Below are 20,116 nucleotides of genomic sequence, written 5' to 3'. Positions count from 1 at the left end.
CGTCAGGGCAAGTTTTTTGCAATGCAGTGCATGAATCTCATGTATTTACATGAAATATTGCATACGTTAATTGCCTATTAGGCAAAAAGACATTATCCTGCTTAGCTCTTCTTTGGAAAGGCCTCTCGCCCGGCGGTACAGAGCGTCATGCCACCAAATAAATCTTGGCTTCTTGTAGACGGACGCGAACATGCTCTTGCTTGATGCAATGCTGGTATGACGACACTTGTGTGACTACTTTCCAGAGATCGACAATGGATTCCCTACTGAAACACATGGTGGACATGACCGGGCACCGCGACCACACGATGCTCGACATCTCCGTGATCTCGGCGGTCCAGGAACTCGCTGCCGCATCGCAGACCCGTGTGCTGGCCCTGACCACCGTGCGGGGCCAGGTGTTCGTGCGGTCGCGGGCCATCATCGTGGCGGGCAGCGTGGCCCGCATGGAAGAGCATACCGATCCTACCCTGCCGGGCGAACCGCTGTCGGACTACCCGGCCCTGGCCGCCTGCATCAAGCGCCATGAAGCGAGCGCCGACACCCTGTGCGCCGACGGCCGCCACCTGCTGTGGCTGCCCATCTGGATCGGCGACCAGGTCACCACCTGCCTGGAAATCACCAATCCCACGCCCTACACGGGCGCCACCATCCAGGTGATCGGCGGCATCGTCAGCGTATACCGCAATTTCCAGAACCTGCTCGACTACAGCGAACGCGATTCGCTCACCGGTTTGTTGAATCGCAAGACCTTCGACGACCAGCTGGCAAAAATCCTGCAAAGCCGCGGCGAACCGGAAGCGGAAAAGCCGCGTCCCGTGGATGAAGAACGGCGCCACCATACGGACACGGAACGGCAATGGCTGGCCGTGATCGACGTCGATCATTTCAAACTGGTCAACGATAAATTTGGCCACCTGTATGGCGATGAAGTGCTGATCCTGATCGCCAACCAGCTGCAATCGTCGTTCCGCTCGCAAGACCGCATCTTCCGCTTCGGCGGCGAGGAATTCGTCGTGCTGCTGCGCTCGATCACGCTGGAAAATGCGCAGAAAATCATCGACCGCTTCCGCACCAATGTCGAAGCGCACGACTTCCCGCAAGTGGGCAGAGTGACCGTCAGCGTGGGTTTCGTCAGCATCAACGCCTACGAAGCGCCCGTCATCATCCTCGGCCGCGCCGACCAGGCCCTGTATTACGCCAAGAGCCATGGCCGCAACCTGGCGTGCCACTATGACGAGCTGGTCGCCAAGGGCCTGTTAACTACCATTACCTCGAACGATACAGCGGAATTCTTCTAGGCATCCGCGAGGGAAAGAAAACGCATGGGATCGACCTGCCACTTGGCAGCCGACTCATGGCCGACGATCTTGTCGGCGCCGCCAAAGCCGAAGCCGCGCGACAGGTCGACCGTTTCCGGCTTGATGTAGGTCTTGCTCTTCGTACTGAAAAACACATTCACCTTCGGCGCCAACAGATTGCTTTCGTGCGCCTCGATGACGACGGCCAGGCGGCCCGATTCCAGCATCACCATGGTGCCTACCGGATAGATACCCACGCAACGCATGAAATCCTGCGCGAACACGGGATTGAAGTGGAATTTGCTCCACTCGTAGATCTTGCGCAAGGCTTCGGCCGCGGGAATGCCCTTGTGATAGCTGCGGTCGGACGTCAGCGCGTCATACACGTCGACGATGGCGGCCATCTGCGCCAGTTCGCTGATGGCGTCGCCGGCCAGCTGGTCCGGATAGCCGCTGCCGTCGCGCCGTTCGTGGTGGTGCAGGGCGATGTCGAGGGGTATCGCGCCCACCTCGGGCGACTGGCGCAGGATGTCGTAGCCGTCGCGCGGATGGCGCTTGATCAGGGTAAATTCTTCCGGCGTCAACGGACCGGGCTTGTTCAGAACGCTGTCGGGCACCAGCGCCTTGCCCGTGTCGTGCAGCAAGCCGCCGAGGCCCGCCTGGTGCGTGGTCGTGGCATCGATGCCGCGTGAGCGGCAAAACGCCACCAGCAGCGCGCACACGCTGACGGAATGCAAAAAGGTGTAATCATCCTTGGTCTTGATGCGCAACAAGCCGACGAGGGCACCGGGATTGCGCAGGATCGATTCGGTGATGTCTTGCACCGTGTGCTGCACGCGGTCGAGCTCGACCGCCTTGCCCAGGCGCACGTCGGCCATCACCGTGCGCACCAGGCTGGTCGCCTGCCGCCGCACCTGCGTGGCGCGCGCCAGTTCCATGCCCAGCGACACGCGCGTGACCACTTGCAGCGGCGCGGCAATCTGCACCAGTTCGCGCTCCGTCTCGGCGCGCGCCTGCGCCACGGTGGGCGCGTCCTGCACGTCGAGGCCCTTGCCGCTGTCGATCACCACATCGTGGATGCCGGCCTGCATGATCTTGCGGATTTCATCGTCGCTGCGCAACAGGAAACGGTTGCGCACGAATGGATGCGTCATCCAGTCGCAACTGAGGTCATGGATGTACATGCCCACTTTTAATTGAGACGAATCAACTTTCTTGAGCATGCTGTCATCCCACAAATACACGGCTGGAGCACCGAAGGCGCTAGAATGAGTATAACAAAATTGTTATTCTGCTGGCCGCGTTCGGCGCCGTGGCGCAACACCCGGTTTTTTCCGCTCAACGCACCGCTTCTGGGACCCATGGAACTGCGCCAATTACGCTACTTTGTTGCCATCGTCGACCACGGCTCGCTGTCGCGCGCAGCCCTGATCCTGCACGTGGCGCAGCCGGCCCTGACGCAGCAGCTGCGCCAGCTGGAAGAGGAACTGGGCGTGCAGCTGCTGCACCGCTCGGCGCAGGGCGTGCTCAGCACGGATGCGGGCAAGGTGTTTTACGAACATGCGCAGGCGATCCTGAAACAGGTGGCCGACGCCCGCTCGGCCGTCACGCAAAGCGCCACGCGGCCGTCCGGCAATGTCACCCTGGGCTTGCCGCACAGCATATCCGGCGCCCTGGCCCTGCCCTTGCTGCTGGCCGCGCGCGAACGCTATCCCGAAATCACCCTGCAACTGACGGAAGAAATCACGGGCAACCTCAATGAACAGCTCAAATCGGGCCGCATCAACCTGGCCGTGCTGTTCGACGATGGCCAGCTCACGCCCTTTGCCTGCAGCCCGCTGGTGGAAGAGGAGATGCGTTTTATCTGCCGCAACGATTCGCCGTTCGCGCCCGCCGGCCATGCCGTGTCGTTCCAGCAAGCCTTGAGCGCCACACTGATCCTGCCGGGCCTGCAGCATGGCGTGCGCCCGCGCATCGACAGCCGCGCGCGCGAGCTGGGCCTGGAAACGGCGAACGTGATCGAGATCAACTCGATCGCCATCCTGAAATCGGCCATCCTGGCCGGCATGGGCGCCACCATCCTGCCGGCCGCGCCCCTGCTGGCCGAGCTCGACAGCGGCGCCATGCGCAGCTACGCCATCCACAGCCCCGTCCTGTCGCGCACGGTGGCCCTGTGCGCCTCGAAAAACATTCCCCTCACCAATGCGGGCAACGCCGTGAAAAACCTCGTGCTGCAAGTGGCCGCCGAACTGTGCGGCAGCGGGCGCTGGGTGGGCGCGCATGTGCTCTCGCCCATGGCATAAGTATTTCTTATACCCCCATCGTCAAAGCGTATTTGCCCCCTTTCCTGACTCGTTCTACACTGACCACATTAACTATTTTAAATTTAAAATAGTTATATGCCGCCCACACGCGGCCATCCCGTCTGCACAGCGCGCGCCTTACCGGGAGCGTCCCTTGTACAGCCGATATCTGAAACACCCTTTTGGAGACAGCCATGTCCGTGACCACGGAAAACGGCTCCGCAGCGTTCGCTAGAAACGCCGGTGCCGCGCCATCTACGCCCCCCGACACATCCCGTTTGACCACCGTCAGCCTCGACGACAAATACACGGCCACTTCCGGCGCCATCTTCCTGTCCGGCATCCAGGCCCTCGTGCGCCTGCCCATGATGCAGCGCTTGCGCGACCAGGCCGCAGGCCTCAACACGGCCGGCTTCATCTCCGGCTACCGCGGTTCGCCCCTGGGCGGCCTCGATGAAAACCTGTGGAAAGCCAAGAAACAGCTGGAAGCGCACCACGTGCAATTCGTGCCCGGCGTCAACGAAGACTTGGCCGCCACGGCCGTCTGGGGTTCGCAGCAAGTCGACCTGATCGGCCCGGCCAAGTACGACGGCGTATTCGCCATGTGGTACGGCAAGGGTCCGGGCGTGGACCGCTGCGGCGATGTCTTCAAGCACATGAACCATGCGGGAACGTCAAAACTGGGCGGCGTGCTGCTGGTGGCCGGCGACGACCATGGCGCGTATTCCTCGACCCTGCCGCACCAGTCCGACCATCTGTTCTCCGCGTCGATGATCCCCGTCCTGTATCCGTGCAACGTGCAGGAATACCTGGACCTGGGCATCCACGGCTGGGCCATGTCGCGTTTTTCCGGCTGCACGGTGGCCTTCAAGGCGCTGGCCGACACGGTCGAATCGTCGGCCTCCATCGATGCCGACCCGTTCCGCGTGGAAGTCAAGATTCCGCAGGATTTCGTCATGCCAGAAGGCGGCCTGAACGCGCGCCTGTCGAGCATCCCGCTGGGCCAGCAGGCGCGCAACCAGGAAGCGCTGATGCAGGACTACAAGATCTATGCGGCCCTCGCCTACGCGCGCGAAAACAAGCTCAACCACACGACCATCGACAGCCCGAACGCCAAGCTGGGCATCATTGCCTCCGGCAAGTCCTACCTGGACGTGCTCGAAGCGCTGGAAGAACTGGGCATCGACGAGCAGATGGCGGCCGACGTCGGCATGCGATTGTTCAAGGTGGCCATGCCGTGGCCGCTGGAGCCGGATAGCGTGCGTGAGTTTGCGCAAGGTCTCGATGAAATTCTCGTGGTAGAGGAGAAGCGGCAAATCGTCGAATACCAGTTGAAAGAGCAACTCTACAACTGGCGCGACGACGTGCGCCCACGCGTCATCGGCAAGTTCGACGAAAAGGGTGAATGGGTGGCGCCGCGCGGCGAATGGCTGCTCACGTCCAAGGCGGACTTTTCCGTCTCGCAAGTGGCACGGGTCATCGCCAGCCGCATCGCGCGCCTGATTTCCGACCCCGTCACCTGCGACCTGATCAAGGCACGACTGAGTTTCCTCGACGCCAAGGACGCGGTCTTGAAAAAGGCCGTGAATACGCCGTTCCGCCCCGCCTTCTACTGCTCCGGCTGCCCACATAACACGTCGACCAAGGTGCCGGACGGCAGCCTGGCGCTGGCCGGCATCGGCTGCCACGTGATGGCCACGTCGATCTACCCGGAAATGAACAAGCTGACCACGCACATGGGCGGCGAAGGCGCGCCGTGGATCGGGCAAGCGGCCTTTTCCGAATTGCCGCACGTGTTCCAGAACCTGGGCGACGGCACGTATTTCCACTCCGGCTACCTGGCCATCCGCGCCGCGCAGGCCGCCAAGGTGAACATCACCTATAAAATCCTCTACAACGACGCCGTCGCCATGACGGGCGGCCAGCCCGTGGACGGCCTCATCACCGTACCCATGATGGCGCAGCAAGTGGCGGCCGAAGGCATCGCCCGCATCGCGCTGGTCACGGAAGACTTGAGCCGCTACAGCGACCGCAGCAACCTGCCCGCCCACCTGACCTTGCACGACCGCAAGGACATGGATGCCGTGCAGCGCGAATTGCGCGAAGTACCAGGCGTGTCCGTGCTGATCTACGACCAGACCTGCGCGGCCGAGAAGCGCCGGAGAAGGAAAAAAGGCGAGTATCCGGACGTGGCCAAACGCATGGTCATCAACGACGCCGTCTGCGAAGGCTGCGGCGATTGCGGCGTGCAATCGAACTGCGTGTCGATCTTGCCGAAAGAGACGGAATTTGGCCGCAAGCGCACCATCGACCAATCCTCGTGCAACAAGGATTACTCGTGCGCCAAGGGTTTCTGCCCCAGCTTCGTCACCGTCGAGGGCGGCAACCTGAAAAAAACCAAGACGGGCGCAAGCAAAACGGGCGAGACGGACAACTTCGGCCCCCTGCCGGAACCGGTCCTGCCCGGCTGCGACGCGCCGTACAATATCCTGATCAACGGCATCGGCGGCACGGGCGTCATCACCGTGGGCGCGCTGATGGGCATGGCGGCCCACCTGGAAGGCAAGGGCGCGTCCGTGCTGGACATGACGGGCATGTCGCAAAAGAACGGTTCCGTCACCTCGCACGTGAAAATCGCCCGCTCCCCGGCGCACATCCGCGCCCAGCGCATCGCCACGGGCGAAGCGGACCTGATCCTGGGCTGCGACATGCTGACGGCCGGCGCGCAGGATGCCGTGTCGAAAATGCGTCCTGGCCGCAGCCTGGCCGTCGTCAACCTGCACGAGCAGCCGCCGGGCACGTTTGCGCAAAATGCCGACTGGCAATATCCGACGGCGGAAGTGCGCCAGCTGATCGAGGAATCCGTGGGCGGCGCGGACGCGGCCGACTTCATCGACGCCACGAAACTGGCCACGGCGCTGATGGGCGATTCGATCGCCGCCAACCTGTTCATGCTCGGCTACGCCTGGCAAAAAGGCAGCATCCCGCTGACGGAAGCGGCCTTGCTGCGCGCCATCGAACTCAATGGCGTCGGCATCGAGTCGAACAAGAAAAGCTTCCTGTGGGGCCGCCGCGCCGCCGTCGACGTGCGCCGTGTCACGCAAATCGCCACGCCGTCACAAGCGATCATCGTGCAAATGCCGCAAAGCCTCGATAGCGTCATCAAAAAACGCGTGGAGTTCCTCACGGCCTACCAGAACGCTGCGTATGCGGACGGTTACTTGACCCTGGTCAAACAGGTGCGCGACCGCGAAAACACCCTGGGACTGGGCCAAAAGCTGTCGACGGCTGTCGCCAAGAGCTATTTCAAGTTGCTGGCCTACAAGGATGAATACGAAGTGGCGCGTTTGTACACGGATGGCCGTTTCGTGGAGCAATTGCAACAGCAATTCGAAGGCAATTTCTCCGTGAAATTCAACCTGGCGCCGCCGCTGTTTGCGAAAAAGGATGCCAAGGGCCACCTCGTGAAAGCGGAGTTCGGCTCCTGGATGTGGCGCGCCTTCAAGCTGCTGGCGAAAGCCAAGGGGCTCAGAGGCGGCACCTTCGACGTCTTCGGTTACACGGCCGAGCGCAAGATGGAACGCGCGCTGATCGTCGAATACCGCGAATTGCTGGCCGGCATGCTGGTCAACTTGACGGCGGACAACCTGGCCACTTGCGTGGAACTGGCGACCCTGCCCGAAAAAATCCGCGGCTTCGGCCACGTCAAGGAAGCGGCCGTCGCCACGTATCGCCAGGACAAGGCGAGATTGCTGGCCAAGCTGGCGGACGGCAGCAAGCACGCGGCGTAAGCCGGTCAGCTGGGCTTGAAATGAAAACGCAGAGTCTCGGCTCTGCGTTTTTTTTCATTCAGGGCAGCGCCCCACCGTCGCCCCCGGCAACAGCACCGGTTGCCAGATTTCCTGCAAGCGTTCCGGTGGCGTGCCGGCCAGCAGGGATTGCAGCATCTCGACCATCTTCGCGCCCGCGCGGCGCAGGTCGGGCTGGTCGATGGTGGTGACGTTGATGCCGATCAAGGTGTCTTCCACATTGCCCCAGACGATGACGGAGATTTCCTTGCCGATCTCGATGCCCGCATCCATCAGCGCGCGCACCACGCCCACGCCGGACAAGTGGTTGTCGACGATGACAGCCGTGGGACGGGGCGAGCAAGCCAGCAATTGCTGCATGGCTTGGTAACCGCTGCGGCGGTCGAAAGTATTGTCGAGCAAATAGTGGGGATCGACCGGCAAGCCCGCTTGCGCCATGCAGCGGATAAAGCTTTCCTTGCGCTCATAAGCAAAATGCAGCTCCAGCGGCGCACTCAGCAGGGCGATGCGCTGGTGGCCGTGCGCGGCCAGGAACGACACGGCCAGGTCGATGCCCGTGTCGTTGTCGTAATCAAAATACGCATACGGCGCGTCGATGCGCGTGCGGCCATTCGCGACAAAGGGAAAGCCCACTTTCGTCAGATACGCGATGCGCTCGTCGACCACCTTGGTGCGGCCCACCACGAGGCCATCGACCTGGCGCCCGCGCACCATGGTTTCATACGAGGGCTGTTCATTCTGCGGCGACACGGGGGCGATGATCAAGCTCATCTTCGACGCTTCGACGGCATCCGACATGCCATTCACCACGGAAAGAAAGACGCTGTCGCCCAGGTCGCTGGGCAGCAGCGGATAGATCATGCCCAGCACATTGGTGCGGCCGACGGCCAGGCTGCGCGCCAGCGGGTTGGGCCGGTAGCCGACTTTCTTGGCGGCGGCCAGGACGATTTCACGGGTGCGGGAATTGACTTCCGGATAGCCGTTCAACGCCCTGCTGACTGTCGTTTTCGACATGCCGAGGGCAATTGCGAGGCTCTTGAGATTCATGTTAACTACCTGTCTGTATGGCAAAAGAAACCAACTCTGACCGTCAATTATAGCCCAGAGCGCCAAACAGACCGCGCATTCGCGTGCGCAGACACGGTAGAAAAACAACAACACATTGACTATTTAAAAAGCAACGTTTTAAATGCGACCACTTTTTTCCTCTTCCCGGCACGGCATCCGTGATGGCAGACAAACAAGGGCCACAAGCGACAGCGGGTACTCACTTTGATAACTATCTCGCCAGCGCCGGCATGCCGCTTCGGCAACACGCAGCGCGCACGATAGCATTATCAAGAAAACATAATTCACTGGAACTGTGCGAGAATTTGTCCTACTCTTGATTCAGGTAAAGATTACCGCCTGGCATGTTCGGACAATGATGCCTGGCACAGCACATCGGTCCGGGCTTCCCCCATCCCTGCACGCCTGGACATACTCTCAAAGGTGAACAATGTGGTCACGCTAAGCTCCGTCAACAACTTGCAAGCCTCGCTGGCCACGGCGCAACGCCGGGTCGAACAAGGCCAGAACCAGGTACAGCGCGACAGCGAACAGCTGGCGCAAAGCCGCCAACTGCTGGCGCGGGAACAGGAATCGCTGAGCCAGACCCAGCGCAGCAGCCAGCAAGCCCAGGCCGATGCCCCGGCCGCCGTCAAGGCGCCGCAGCTGGACCAGGCGATCAAAGTGGCCGTGCCGCAACAAGCCATCCCCGCCGCGCCGAAAAGCACGCCCCAGCTGAACGGCTATGGCCAAACGGTGGGACGCCTGATCGACGTGACGGCGTAGGGCGAGCCTACTTCGCCATCTCCTCTTCCAGCATCGCCAGCCACCACTTCTTCCCCTTCGTCGGCTGCGCCAGGTCGACCGCCTCGCCCATCTGCGGCGTGGCCAGGTTCACGCCCTGCTTGGCCGCCAGCCCCGCGATGCGGTCGAACGGTTCATGCCAGGCGTGCAGCCCCAGGTCGAAGGTGCCGTTATGCACGGGCATCAACCACTTGCCGCGCAAGTCCAGGTGGGCTTGCAAGGTCTGTTCCGGCTGCATGTGCACGTCCGGCCACAGCTTGTCGTAGGCGCCCGTCTCGATCATGGTCACGTCGAACGGGCCGTACTTGTCGCCGATCTGCTTGAAACCGTCGAAATAGCCGGAGTCGCCGCTGAAAAACACGCGCACCTCGGGCGCATCGATGACCCACGACGCCCACAGGGTTTGATTGCCGTCAAACAAGCCGCGTCCCGAGAAATGCTGCGACGGCGTGGCGACGAGTTTCACACCGGCAATCGCCGTGCCTTGCCACCAGTCGAATTGCCGTACCTTATCCTTCGGCACGCCCCATGCCACCAGGGTATCGCCCACGCCCAGCGGCGTCACAAAGTGTTCCGTCTTGGCGGCCAGTTGCAGCACGGCAGCGTGGTCGAGGTGGTCGTAATGGTCGTGCGACAGGATGACGGCCTTGATCGGCGGCAAGTCAGCGATGCTGATGGGCGGCTGGTGGAAACGCTTCGGTCCGGCCCACTGCACCGGCGAAGCGCGCTCGGAAAACACGGGGTCGGTGAGGAAGAATTCATTGTTCAGTTTCAACAGCAGGGTCGAGTGGCCCAGGCGAAACAGGCTGTTGTCGGGCGCGGCCAGCAGTTGCGCCCGGGTCAAGGCTTGCACGGGTACGGCAGCGGCCGGCACGGTGCTGTCGGGCTTATCGAAGAAAAACGTCCACATCAGCTTGAGCGTTGCGGCCGTGCCCAGCTTGTGCATTTGCACGGGGTTGCGGAACTTGCCGTCGAGGCGTTGTGGCGATGCTATGGGCGCGGCAGGCGCGGCGCGCAAGGTGCAAGAACTCATGATGATCAGGACTCCCAAGGATAAGAGACGACGTGCGACTCGGTGCAAGTGCATATGCGGCCCGGCAAAGAATTAACAAGGGTTAAATTACACTACACAGTGTAGTTCCTATTTCTGGCAAAGTAAACCAAGAGGTGTAAAATATTGTTTTCAAAGGAGATTTCCCGCCATGGCCGCACCGCAACGCCTCACCGACCGCAAGCGCGTCGCCATCGTCGATGCCGCCATCGCCGAGTTCCGCGAGCACGGTTTTGATGCGACCAGCATGGACAAGATCGCCGCCACGGCTGCCGTATCCAAGCGCACCGTGTACAACCATTTCCCCAGCAAGGACGAGCTGTTCGCGGAAATCCTGCAGCGCATGTGGGAAAGCAGCATGGCCCAGCCTGCCGTGCCCTATGTTGCCGACCAGCCCCTGCGACCGCAAGTGCTGGCCCTGGTCGAGCAAAAGATGGACTTGCTGTGCGATCCGGCCTTCATCGACTTGGCGCGCGTGATCTTTGGCGAAACCATCCACTCGCCCGCGCGCGCGCAAGCGATGGTGACGCGCCTGAATGAAAAGGAAACGGGACTGAATATCTGGATCCGCGCGGCGCAGCAGGACGGGCGCATCAAGGCGGGCGAAACGCTGGAAGTGGCGCACCTGCTGATGTCGCCATTGAAAACCTTTGCCTTCTGGCCGCAGATCACCCTGGGCGAGCCTTTGCTGGGCCCGGCACGCCGGCGCGAAGTGACGGAACTGGCCGTCGATATCTTCCTGTGCTACTACGGCGTGGCAAAACAGACGGCATAAACGGGCGGCAAGTGGGCAGAAATGGTCTGCCAGTGTTCGCCCCCGTCGCCTGAAAACCAGGCGCCGCCCGTCGTCGACGCCATCAACAGACTGCGCCCATCGTCGGCCAGCGCCAGCCCGTGGCGGTAGACGAGGTCGTAGCAATGCTGCTGCGGCAAGCCCGCGCGCAAGACTTCGAAGGTTTTCCCGCCATCGCGCGTGCGCGTCACGGCCAGCGCGCCATCGATGGGAATGCGCAGCACGTCCGCCTGCGCCGGCACGAACCAGGCCGTGTCGCCATCGCGCGGATGCACGGCCACGGCAAAGCCGAAATGCGACAGCGGCGCCGTCGTCACCTCTTGCCAGTGCCAGCCGGCATCGTCCGAGCGCCAGATGCCGTTATGGTGCTGGCACCACAGCGCCTCCGGCGCGCCGGCGCTGCGCACGATGCGGTGCGGGTCTTGCACGGCTTCGTTTTCATCGAGTTCGGGCGGCATGTAATCGGCGCGCATGCCCGTCGCGCTCAAGGCCCAGCTGGCGCCGCCATCGACCGTTTGCCACACGCCGCCGCAGGACACGCCCACCAGCACCTTGGCGCTGTCGCGCGGGTCGACGCAAATGCTGTGGATGCCGGGCACGTCATAGCCGCCGCCAAACCACTGCGCCCGCTGCGGCACGTTCCACAGGGATTCCACCAGTTGCCAGCTGTCGCCGCGGTCGCTGGAACGAAACAGGCCGCCAGGCAGGGTGCCCGCCCACAGCACGCCAGGCTGGTCCGCGCCACCGGCCGCCAGCGACCAGATCTGCCGCAAGGTCCAGTCCACCGTATCGCTGCTGCCTTCCGGCTTGGCGGGATAGGCGGGCACGGCGACTTCTTTCCATTCGCCACTGCCCGCGTCGCGCCGGTGCAGCTTGGCGCCGAAGTGCCCCAGGTTCAGGGCCGCGTACAAGGTGCCGTCACGGCCGTCGTGCAGCAGCATGGAGATGGGATCGCCGGCAAACTGCACCAGCGCCAGCTGCCAGGCGCCGGCCGCATCGACATCGAACTGGAACAGGCCCTTGCGGGTGCCGAGATACGCGCGCTGCGGGACTGCTGTCATGGCGTCAACCTCCGGAAAGTGCCTGCAAGATATACACCTGGCTGTCGGGCCGCAAAGCGTCGTCGAGCATGCGCCGCTCGCGGCAGCGGGCGCCGTCGATGAAGATCACCACATTGGGGCGCAGCGCACCCTGCTCGTCGAGCACGTAGCCGCGCAGGCGCGGCTGCCGGGCAAACGCGGCATCGAGGGCGGCGCGCAGGCGTGGCGCATCCACCTCCACGGCAGGAACGTCGAGGAAACGCGCCAGTTGTTGCGTAAAGTGCAAGTTCGCCATGCTGCCTTCGACATCATCGGCCTGGACTCATTCTAGTCCCCTTTGCGGCCAATACAATTAAAATAGAGGCAAGCACACAAGGAGGCCAGGCATGACGATTACCCCGGAAGAACTAGCGGTGCTGATGCAGGAAGTGGAAGTGGCCGACCCCATCGATTTTGCCGACTTGCCCTTCGACGAGCAGGAATTGCGCGGACTGATCGCCAATCACCTGTGCGAGATGGCCGACGCCATGGAAAGTTTCAGCCCGGAAGACCGCAACCTGGCCTTGCTGGCCGTGGCGGCCAAGCTGGTGCTGGAAAACCTCGTCTTGCACGTGCAATTGCTGCGCCGCCACGGCTTGCCCGTCAGCGACAGCGTGGACGCGCTGCTGCAGCGCCTCAAGGGCGGCAAGCCGTCGTGAACTAATTGCCCGTGCGCACGGCGCGCGCCTGGATGGTGACATCGCTGTCCGCCACGGCCACGCAGGGCAGGATGTAGCCGTCGAGCCGTTCATCGGGGCTGATGCCGGGCCAGTCCACCGTGTAGCGTATCTTTCCCTCGGGCATGTGGCAAATACACGTGCGGCAGGTGCCGTTGCGGCAGGAACTGAGCAGGCGGATGCCGGCCAGCTCGGCGGCAGCCAGGATGGTGCTGCCCGCATCGGCCGGGAATTGCCAGCCTTGCGGGACGATCGTGATGGTAAAGGGAGGCGCGCTCATGCCTCCAGTGTAACAGTCAGCTTGCCAGGGTCGTCCAGCGGCCGCCATCCGCATGGCTGCGCAGCACGGCTTCCGCAAAGGCCAGGCCCGCCACGCCGTCGGTGACGGTGGGCAGCCAGCCCGCTTCCTCGGGCACGGGCAAGCCAGCTTGCAGGGCGCGGATGCGCAAGGCTGCGTCCAGGTACAGCTGGGCGAACGCTTCCAGATACCCTTCCGGATGGCCCGCCGGCACGCGCGTGGCGTGGCGCGCGGCGGCACTGTCGACCCGGCCCGGGCGCAGCAGCTGGCGGTTGCCGCCCTGCGGCGTGAACCACAGTGCATTTGGTTGTTCCTGGTCAAAGTCCAGCTGCGCCTTGCTGCCGAACAGGCGCAGGCGCACCGTGTTTTCGCAACCGGTCGCCACCTGGCTGGCCCACAGGGTGCCTTTCGCCCCATCGGCGTAGCGCAACATCACCTGTACGTGGTCGTCCAGGGTGCGGTTGGGAACAAAAGTCGACAATTCCGCCAGCACCTGCTGCGGCGTCAGCCCGCTGACGAATTGCGCCAAATGATAGGCGTGCAAGCCCACGTCGAGCAGCACACCGCCCGGCCCCGCCTTCTGCGGATCGTTATGCCAGTTGCCTTCGCTCATGCCGCCCGCCGCGATGGCATCGGCCAGCCAATCCTGCGAGTATTCCACCTGCACGAGGCGCAGTTCGCCGATGTCGCCCGCCTCGACCATGGCCCTGGCGTGGCGCAGCAACGGGTAGCCGCTGTAGGTATGCGTGAGCGCAAACAGCAGGTTTTTCTGCTGCGCCAACGCCGCCAGCGCCCGGCCTTCCGCCAGAGATATTCCCAGCGGCTTGTCGCAGATCACGTGGATGCCCGCTTCCAGGAACGCCGTGGCGACGGGCGCATGTAAATGATTCGGCGTGACGATGGCGACGGCCTCGATGCCGTCCGCGCGCGCGGCTTCCGCCTGCGCCATGGCGCGGTAATCGCTGTAGCAACGCTCCGGCGCCAGGTGCAGCGCGGCGCCGCTGTCGCGCGCGCGCTGCGGGTCGGACGACAGAGCGCCCGCCACCAGTTCATACTGGTCGTCAATGCGCGCCGCGATGCGGTGCACGGCGCCGATGAATGCGCCCTGCCCGCCCCCTACCATGCCCAAGCGTATCCGTCGCTGCATGTCGTCTCCCTATTTCAAGCCAAGCAAATGATGGATTTGATCCTGGTCAACCGCGCTGCCCGCGAAATCGTCGAACGCGTGCTCGGCCACGTGGATGATGTGCTCGCGGATGAAACGCGCCCCTTCGGCCGCGCCATCCTCCGGGTGTTTCAGACAGCATTCCCATTCCAGCACGGCCCAGCCGGGAAAGTCATACTGCGCCATCTTGGAAAAGATGGCCTTGAAATCGATCTGCCCATCGCCCAGCGAGCGGAAGCGCCCGGCCCGGTCTTGCCAGTCGCCATAGCCGCCATACACGCCCTGGCGCCCGTTGGGCCGGAATTCCGCATCCTTGACGTGGAAAGCCTTGATGCGCGCATGATAAATGTCAATGAAGGCCAGGTAGTCGAGCTGCTGCAGCACGAAGTGGCTGGGGTCGTACAAGATCGATGCGCGCGGGTGGCCGTCGACGGCGGCCAGGAAACGCTCGAACGTCACGCCGTCGTGCAAGTCCTCGCCTGGATGCAATTCGTAACACAGGTCCACGCCGGCCGCGTCGAACGCATCGAGGATAGGCAGCCAGCGCTTCGCCAATTCCGCGAACGCCGTTTCCACCAGGCCGGCGGGTCGCTGCGGCCATGGATACAGGTACGGCCAGGCCAGCGCGCCGGAAAACGTCACGTGCGCCGTCAAGCCCAGGCGCTGCGAGGCGGTGGCGGCCCACAGCAGCTGCTGCGTGGCCCAGGCCGTGCGGGCGGCGGGATCGCCGCGCACCTGTTCCGGCGCAAAGCCGTCGAACAGGGCGTCGTAGGCGGGATGCACGGCGATCAGCTGGCCCTGCAAATGCGTCGACAATTCCGTCACCTGCAAGCCGTGGCGCGCCAGCAGGGCGACCACGTCGTCGCAATACTGCTGGCTGCTGGCCGCTTGTTCCAGATCAAACAATCGCGGCGCCGTTGGCAGCTGCAAGCCCTTGTAGCCCAGGCCGGCCGCCCATTGCGCCAGGTGCTCGAGCGAGTCGAACGGCGGCTCGTCGCCGAGAAACTGGGCCAGGAAGATGGCCGGGCCCTGGATGGTTTTCATGGGTATCCTTTGGCCCCCGGGAATCTGGCCCCGGGGGAGGTTCGGTTTAAAAAGGCGAGTTCGGAAAGTAGAACTGCTTGGCGTTCTCGCGCGTGATCAGCACCGACGGGATGATCGTGTTGGCCGGCAATTTATCACCTTTCAGGCGCGCTTCCGTCGTCAGCTTGATGGCGTCGTACATGAACTTGGGCGAATACGACACGTCGGCCACGATCAACGGGTCGGAACCGTCCATGATCTTCTTCACGGCACCCTTCGCGCCCGCGCCGCCGAACACTTGCTTGATGTCCGTGCGCTTCGCTTGCGCGATGGCCTTTTGCACGCCGATGGCCATGTCGTCATCGGCAGCCCAGACGGCGTCGATATGCTTGAAGCGGGTCAGGTAATCCTGCATGACCTTGAAGGCGTCGTCGCGGTTCCAGTTGCCATACTTGGCGTCCAGCACCTTGATGTCGGGATGGCCCTTCATCACGGCGGAAAATGCGTCATAGCGCTCGTTGTCGAGCGTCGTCGGCATGCCGCGCAGCGCGACGATATTGCCCTTGCCATTCAAGCTCTTCGCCAGGTACTCGGCCGGCAGCTTGCCGAAGGCCGTGTTGTCGCCCGCGATGTACGCATCCTGCGACTGCGTGTTCGTCAAGCCGCGGTCCACCACCGTCACGTACACGCCCTTGTTTTTCACTTGGGCGACGGGCTGCGTCAGCGAGGCCGACTCGATGGGGAAGATGACCAGGGTGTTGATCTTGTTCACCGTCAACATATCCTGCAGCTGGTTCGCCTGTTCGGGCGCCGTGGCGGCCGTCTTGACGATGATTTTCAAGCCAGGATGGGCTTTTTCCAGTTCCGCCTTGGCCTGGTTGGCCCACCACACGATGCCCGAGGTAAAGCTGTGCGTGGCCGTGGGAATGGCCACGCCCACCACCAGCTTTTCTGCCGCCTGCGCACCCGGCAGCGCCCACGCCTGCATCACCAGCACTGCCATCCCTGCTACCCGTATAAAGCTCTTCATGCTGCTCTCCTCCAAGGTTGTGGGCGCCCGGTGGCCGCCCTTTCAGAACGCCGCTCTTGTTTTATTTGCGGCCTCGCTGCAGGAAGGCGACGGCGATGATTACCACGCCTTGCACTGCGGCATTCAGGTAGACACTGATGATGCTGGTCAAATTCAGGATGTTGCTGATCACGGATAATAAAATCGCGCCGATGACGGTGCCGACGATGCGCCCTTCGCCCCCCTTCAGGGCCGTGCCGCCCACGACGACGGCGGCAATGGCTTCCAGTTCCCACAGCAAGCCCGTCGTCGGCGTGGCCGAGCCCAGGCGCGGCACGTACAGCACGGTGGCGATGCCCACGCACACGCCCAGCAGCATGTAGGTGGCGATTTTCACCTTGTCGACGTTGATGGCCGCGTAGCGCGCCACTTGCTCGTTGGAACCAATCGCCTGCACGTGGCGGCCGAACGTCGTGCGGTTCAAAATGATGGCGCCGGCCGCCGCGACGAAGAGGAAAATCCAGATGGGGATAGGCGCGCCCAGCACGCTCGTGTAGTAGACGGGGCTGTACAGCTCGGACAGGGTGGCGTCCAGGGTCAGCGCGCCGCCATCGGCCAGGTACGTCAATACGGCGCGGAAGATGCCGAGCGTACCCAGGGTAACGATGAACGGCTCGATATTGCCCTTGCTAATTAACAAGCCATGCATCAGGCCGAATCCCGCGCCCAGGATCAAGGCCATGGCGATGCCCAGCACCAGCATGGTGATGGGCGCCAGGTCGCCGCCCGCCCCTTGCGCCAGCGCATTCATGAAATAAATCATGCAGCCGGCGATCAGGGCCGCCATGGAGCCGACGGACAGATCGATGCCGCCAGAAATGATGACGAAGGTCATGCCGACGGCGATGATGCCGATGAAGGCCGTGCGCGTGAGCACGTTCATCAGGTTGTCCAGGGTGGCGAAGTCGCCATTGAGCAAGGTGCCCGCGATGCACAGGGATAACAGGCCCAGCACGGGGCCGAAACCCTTGATGCGCGCGCCCAGTCTGGCGATGCTGGCGCCGGGGGCGCCGGTGGAGACAGTGGTGTCAGTGCGTGCCGGTTGCATGGGCAATCAACTCCTCTTCGGTCAGGTGGTCAGCAGACAGGGTGGCTTGCAAGGTGCCGGCGCGCATCACGGCGACCCGGTGGCACAGGCCGATCAATTCGATCAGTTCGGATGAAATCACGATCACGGCGCGCCCTTCGGCGGCCAGGCGGTGGATCAAGAAGTAAATGTCGCGCTTGGCGCCCACGTCCACGCCGCGGCTCGGTTCATCGAGCACGACGACACGGGGGTCCGAATGCAGGTATTTCGCCAGCGCCAGCTTTTGCTGGTTGCCGCCCGACAGCATGCGCGCGCGGCTGTCCAGGTCGCCCGTGCGGATATTGAAGTCCAGCACGGCCTTGGCCAGCGCCGCTTTCTCGCCTGCCACATCCAGCCACGGCCGCGCATAGCGCTCCATCGTCATCAGGGTGAGGTTTTCGCGCAAGCCAAGGTTCACATGTAGACCTTTTCCCTTGCGGTCTTCGCTCAAATACGTCATGCCATGCTGCATGGCCTGTTTGGGCGTGCGGATGTCCACGGGCTGACCATTGAGATGGATCAACCCCGCGCTGCGCGGACGCAAGCCCAGCAGCGCCTCGAACGATTCCGTGCGCCCCGCCCCCACCAGGCCCGCAAAGCCCAGCACTTCGCCGGCCCGCACCTCGAACGACAATTCCTTGGCCCAGCCGGGCACGCACAAGCCATCGACCTTCAACAACACGGGCGCGTCTTTCGCCAGCGCCACTTTCGCCGGGAACATGTCCGACAATTCGCGCCCCACCATCAGGTTCGCCATCTGCTGGCGCGTGAGGCTGGCCGTCGGCTCGCGCGTGACGAAACGCCCGTCGCGCATGACGATGACCTCGTCCGTGTTGCGCTCCACTTCATCGAGCTTGTGGGAAATGTAGAGAATCGTCACGCCGTCCGCTTTCAGCTGCGCCATCACGGCGAACAGGCGCTGGGTTTCCGACGACGTCAGGGTGGCCGACGGTTCATCCATGATCAGGAAGCGGGCGCGGCGCGACAGGGCCTTGGCGATTTCCACAAGTTGCTTTTCAGCCACAATCAAATCGCGGATTTTCGTCTCGGGCGACACGTCCAGGCCCACCTGTTTCAAATAGCGCGATGCTTCTTCCCGCATGGCGGCCTCGTCGAGCAGCCAGCCGCGCGTCTGCTCGTGGCCGAGGAACATGTTTTGCGCCACCGTCAGGTGTTCGGCCAGGTTGAATTCCTGGTGGATCAGCACGATGCCGGCCGATTCCGCCGCACGCGAGCTGGCGAAGCGCCGGGGCTGGCCATCGATCAGCAACTGCCCTTCGCTCACCGCCTCGTAGCCGGCGAGGATTTTCATCAGGGTCGACTTGCCGGCGCCATTTTCGCCCAGCAAGCCATACACGCGCCCCGGCGCCAGGTTGAAACTGACGCCATGCAAGACGCGCACGGGGCCGAAATCCTTGCACACCCCCTCGAAACCGACGGCAACGCTCACTATGCACTCCCTCGCAAGACCAAGTTATGGTTAAGCAACACGCCCGGCACCTGTGCCGCCGGATCCGCCAAGCGCTGCAGCAACAGTCTCGCCGCCGTCTCGCCCAGCTCGCGCATGGGCTGCGCGATAGTGGTCAAGCCCGGATCGATCTGCGCGGCGATGGCGATATCGTCGAAACCGATGACGGCCACGTCTTCCGGCACGCGCTTGTTCAACTGGCGCAGCGCGCTCAGCACGCCAATGGCCAGGGTGTCGGACACGGCAAAGATGGCCGTGGGCGCGTCGGGCTGGGCCATCATCCGCAAGGTGGCGGCCGTGCCCGCTTCGTAATCGAGGCTTTGCACCGTGTGCACCCACTGCGGCTGCACGGGCAAGCCGGCGGCGGCCAGGGTGTCCAGATAGCCTTGCTGGCGTTGCCGCGCATACAGATAGCGTTCATCCGAGTTGATCAGGCCGATGCGCGTATGGCCGCGCGCCAGCAGATGCGCGACGGCGTCGGAGGCGGCCCGGTGGTTGTCGATGCCGACATAGGGCACGGCCACGGCGGGGTCGAATTCGCAGCACGCCACCCACGGCAGGCTGACGGATTCATGCGACAAGGCATGCTGTACCGTGTCCGGATCGAGGCAGATGGCGCCGTCGGCGCGGTGCATGCGCAGCAAGTCGAAATACGAGCGCTCGCGGCCCGCGTCGGCGCCCGTGTCGCACAGCAACACGAAATAGCCGTGTTCGCGCGCCACCGTGTCGATGCCGCGCACGATCTGCGCATAAAACGGGTTGCCCACGTCGGGCACCATGGTCAGCAGCATGCGGCTCTCGGCCGTGCGCAGGCTGCGCGCCAGATGGTTCATGCGGTAGCCCAGGGCCGCCACGGAAGCGAGCACCTTGTCGCGCGTGGGCGCCCGCACCCCGGCCTGCTCGTTCATCACGCGCGACACGGTGGCCACCGACACGCCCGCATGCGCGGCGACGGCGCTGATGGAGACGGTTTCTGTCGGCAAAGGTGATGGAACGGCTGGCGGCATGAAGGTGCTCAATAAAATGTAATCGATTACATTTATAGGCCAGTCGCGCGCGCGATGCAAACATTATCGATGCTGCGATGCGCAAAAAAGAGGCAGGAATGCGGCAGGAAAAAGGCAAAAACGGGGCAAAAACGGCCCTGCGCGGGCCGTCGGATA

18 protein-coding genes are annotated in these 20,116 nt (G+C 63.2%); 6 read left to right on the top strand and 12 right to left on the bottom strand.

Annotated elements, in window-relative coordinates:
• Nucleotides 1-254 precede the first annotated feature (254 nt).
• Nucleotides 255-1,301, top strand: coding sequence for a GGDEF domain-containing protein (locus O3299_RS20870; RefSeq protein WP_099665830.1), 1,047 nt, complete (start codon nucleotides 255-257; stop codon nucleotides 1,299-1,301).
• Here the strand turns inward: O3299_RS20870 and O3299_RS20865 are convergent.
• Entirely contained in the window at nucleotides 1,298-2,524 is a 1,227-nt protein-coding gene (locus tag O3299_RS20865) for an HD-GYP domain-containing protein (protein ID WP_099665831.1), read from the bottom strand. The two genes, O3299_RS20870 and O3299_RS20865, sit on opposite strands and share 4 nt — an antisense overlap.
• A gap of 138 nt (nucleotides 2,525-2,662) precedes the next feature.
• On the opposite strand from O3299_RS20865, the gene O3299_RS20860 reads away from it, so the two are divergent.
• The gene (locus O3299_RS20860) at nucleotides 2,663-3,604 is read left to right on the top strand and encodes a LysR substrate-binding domain-containing protein (protein WP_289899589.1); all 942 of its coding nucleotides are present in this window, start codon (nucleotides 2,663-2,665) and stop codon (nucleotides 3,602-3,604) included.
• Between the two features lie 194 nt (nucleotides 3,605-3,798).
• On the top strand, nucleotides 3,799-7,395 hold the full coding sequence (locus tag O3299_RS20855) for an indolepyruvate ferredoxin oxidoreductase family protein (protein WP_305063114.1): 3,597 nt from the start codon (nucleotides 3,799-3,801) through the stop codon (nucleotides 7,393-7,395).
• 54 nt (nucleotides 7,396-7,449) lie between these two features.
• Here the strand turns inward: O3299_RS20855 and O3299_RS20850 are convergent, their stop codons facing one another.
• On the bottom strand, nucleotides 7,450-8,460 hold the full coding sequence (locus O3299_RS20850; RefSeq protein ID WP_077398629.1) for a substrate-binding domain-containing protein: 1,011 nt from the start codon (nucleotides 8,458-8,460) through the stop codon (nucleotides 7,450-7,452).
• A gap of 453 nt (nucleotides 8,461-8,913) precedes the next feature.
• On the opposite strand from O3299_RS20850, the gene O3299_RS20845 reads away from it, so the two are divergent.
• A complete protein-coding gene (locus tag O3299_RS20845) occupies nucleotides 8,914-9,246 on the top strand; it encodes a hypothetical protein (protein ID WP_143451403.1) in 333 nt (110 codons plus the stop codon).
• Nucleotides 9,247-9,253: 7 nt separating this feature from the next.
• Here the strand turns inward: O3299_RS20845 and O3299_RS20840 are convergent, their stop codons facing one another.
• Nucleotides 9,254-10,297, bottom strand: coding sequence for an MBL fold metallo-hydrolase (locus tag O3299_RS20840; protein ID WP_305063113.1), 1,044 nt, complete (start codon nucleotides 10,295-10,297; stop codon nucleotides 9,254-9,256).
• 169 nt (nucleotides 10,298-10,466) lie between these two features.
• Between O3299_RS20840 and O3299_RS20835 the strand changes: the two genes are divergently transcribed.
• A complete protein-coding gene (locus O3299_RS20835; RefSeq protein WP_099665834.1) occupies nucleotides 10,467-11,090 on the top strand; it encodes a TetR/AcrR family transcriptional regulator in 624 nt (207 codons plus the stop codon).
• Here O3299_RS20835 and O3299_RS20830 read toward each other — a convergent pair.
• Together O3299_RS20830 and O3299_RS20825 are read right to left on the bottom strand one after the other, a co-directional pair.
• The gene (locus tag O3299_RS20830; protein WP_305063112.1) at nucleotides 11,063-12,169 is read right to left on the bottom strand and encodes an exo-alpha-sialidase; all 1,107 of its coding nucleotides are present in this window, start codon (nucleotides 12,167-12,169) and stop codon (nucleotides 11,063-11,065) included. The two genes, O3299_RS20835 and O3299_RS20830, sit on opposite strands and share 28 nt — an antisense overlap.
• Before the next feature lie 4 nt (nucleotides 12,170-12,173).
• The gene (locus O3299_RS20825; protein ID WP_251349478.1) at nucleotides 12,174-12,443 is read right to left on the bottom strand and encodes a MoaD/ThiS family protein; all 270 of its coding nucleotides are present in this window, start codon (nucleotides 12,441-12,443) and stop codon (nucleotides 12,174-12,176) included.
• 91 nt (nucleotides 12,444-12,534) lie between these two features.
• Here O3299_RS20825 and O3299_RS20820 point away from each other — a divergent pair, with 91 nt between their 5' ends.
• Complete coding sequence (locus tag O3299_RS20820) at nucleotides 12,535-12,846, top strand: hypothetical protein (RefSeq protein WP_070258491.1); 312 nt, start codon at nucleotides 12,535-12,537, stop codon at nucleotides 12,844-12,846.
• A 1-nt stretch (nucleotide 12,847) separates the two neighbouring features.
• On the opposite strand, the gene O3299_RS20815 is transcribed toward O3299_RS20820, so the two are convergent.
• From O3299_RS20815 to O3299_RS20785, 7 genes are all read right to left on the bottom strand, one after another.
• Entirely contained in the window at nucleotides 12,848-13,144 is a 297-nt protein-coding gene (locus O3299_RS20815) for a 2Fe-2S iron-sulfur cluster-binding protein (RefSeq protein ID WP_289899594.1), read from the bottom strand.
• Between the two features lie 16 nt (nucleotides 13,145-13,160).
• A complete protein-coding gene (locus O3299_RS20810; RefSeq protein ID WP_305063111.1) occupies nucleotides 13,161-14,309 on the bottom strand; it encodes a Gfo/Idh/MocA family protein in 1,149 nt (382 codons plus the stop codon).
• Nucleotides 14,310-14,318: 9 nt separating this feature from the next.
• Nucleotides 14,319-15,371, bottom strand: coding sequence for a sugar phosphate isomerase/epimerase (locus tag O3299_RS20805; RefSeq protein ID WP_305063110.1), 1,053 nt, complete (start codon nucleotides 15,369-15,371; stop codon nucleotides 14,319-14,321).
• A gap of 46 nt (nucleotides 15,372-15,417) precedes the next feature.
• The gene (locus O3299_RS20800) at nucleotides 15,418-16,353 is read right to left on the bottom strand and encodes a substrate-binding domain-containing protein (protein WP_257219067.1); all 936 of its coding nucleotides are present in this window, start codon (nucleotides 16,351-16,353) and stop codon (nucleotides 15,418-15,420) included.
• 88 nt (nucleotides 16,354-16,441) lie between these two features.
• Nucleotides 16,442-17,467 (bottom strand): ABC transporter permease, encoded by a 1,026-nt coding sequence (locus O3299_RS20795; protein WP_305053768.1) that lies wholly within the window; start codon nucleotides 17,465-17,467, stop codon nucleotides 16,442-16,444.
• Nucleotides 17,448-18,935 carry a sugar ABC transporter ATP-binding protein gene (locus tag O3299_RS20790; RefSeq protein ID WP_305063109.1) on the bottom strand — a complete coding sequence of 496 codons (1,488 nt, stop codon included), beginning with the start codon at nucleotides 18,933-18,935 and terminating at the stop codon, nucleotides 17,448-17,450. Before O3299_RS20790 ends, O3299_RS20795 begins: the two co-directional genes overlap by 20 nt.
• Nucleotides 18,935-19,960, bottom strand: coding sequence for a LacI family DNA-binding transcriptional regulator (locus O3299_RS20785; protein ID WP_099665843.1), 1,026 nt, complete (start codon nucleotides 19,958-19,960; stop codon nucleotides 18,935-18,937). Before O3299_RS20785 ends, O3299_RS20790 begins: the two co-directional genes overlap by 1 nt.
• Nucleotides 19,961-20,116 lie beyond the last annotated feature (156 nt).

The sequence above is a fragment of the Janthinobacterium sp. SUN176 genome (assembly GCF_030587335.1).
In the GTDB taxonomy this organism is placed as follows: domain Bacteria; phylum Pseudomonadota; class Gammaproteobacteria; order Burkholderiales; family Burkholderiaceae_D; genus Janthinobacterium; species Janthinobacterium kumbetense.
The sequence above is the reverse complement of the archived record's forward strand: the minus strand, read 5'-3'. Positions and strand labels throughout refer to the sequence as shown.